Origin of the sequence: Pseudonocardia pini, assembly GCF_013870575.1 — a bacterium.
Classification (GTDB): domain Bacteria; phylum Actinomycetota; class Actinomycetes; order Mycobacteriales; family Pseudonocardiaceae; genus Pseudonocardia; species Pseudonocardia pini.
The window spans coordinates 1-1,108 of sequence record NZ_JACBXB010001198.1; the positions used below are offsets into that span (position 1 = coordinate 1).

Here is a 1,108-nt window from a genome sequence, read left to right on the forward strand (position 1 = left end):
CCGCGGTCCTCCGCCTCGCCCCGGACCTCGGCGACCAGGGCCCGGACCTCTGCCTCCCGGCCGAGGCGGGTCGCCGTCTCCACCACCAGGAGAGTGGTGGACACGCTCAGCAGGTGGCGTCGTCCGCGGCGCATCGAGGCCAACGCGGCGCGCAGCACCGGGTCGGCGTCACCGGGGCGACCACGGACGAGCATCGCGGCCCCGACGAGCATGCCCGCCCACTCGGCGAGCCCCGTCTGACCGGAGCGGGTCGCCTCGCGGAGGCAGCCGTCCAACGTCAGTGCCGCGTCCTCGACCGCCCCGCTCCGCAGCAGGGCGAGCCCCGCCAGGATGCGGTGTCGCACCCCTCCGCCGGACTCGCGGGCCGCGGGCAGCGCTTGCCGGATCCCGGCGTAGGCCGCATCGTCGTCCCCGGCGACGAGGTGCATCGCGGCCCGGGCGTACGTGGCGTGGGGGCGTGTGCGGCGCTCGAGCGCGATGCGCCGCCAGGCCTCCTCCGCCATCTCCGGACGCCCGCTCCACAACGAGGCGAGCACGAGGTTGGCGTTGTCCCGTGACCCCTCCGGGGTCGCGAACGCGGACCGGATCACCTCCGCCAGCCTGCCCTGCCAGACCAGGCCCCACCCGACGATCGGGTCGAACGCTCCCCAGGTCTGCTGCACGGGGGGTGGGACGGGGTCGACGCCCGACGTCGCCCCGATCATGAAGCGGACCGGATGCGTGTTCTGGTCGCCCTCGTAGGCGTCGAGGAAGTACTCGGCCTCACGCGGGCGGTGCGCCATCGTCCAGCCGATGAAGGCGACGACCGAGGGATCGGAGCGGGCGACGTCCCCCATCCGTCCCTCCCGTTCCAGGCCGCGGACCAGCGCGATCGCCTCGTCCATCCGCTGCTCGCGGTGCAGGCAGCGCAGCCGTCCGCTGGTCAGCAGGTCCCGGCTCGCCACGACGTCCTCGCCGAGCCGGTCCAGCAGGGCGGACAGCTCGGCCCACCGCGCCGGGTCGTCGTCGATCGTGCGGACCTCGGCCTCGAGGGCACAGACCGCGAGGTCGGTGTCGGCGTGGTCGGCGAGGACCCGTGCCGCGGCCCCGAACCGGCGCACGGAGACCA

The 1,108-nt window shown here is 75.1% G+C and carries 1 protein-coding gene; it reads right to left on the minus strand.

What is annotated here, in order from left to right; genetic code table 11:
• Positions 1 to 1,108 (minus strand): hypothetical protein (locus H5J29_RS33800; protein ID WP_220188251.1); only part of this gene is annotated, 1,108 nt, incomplete at both ends.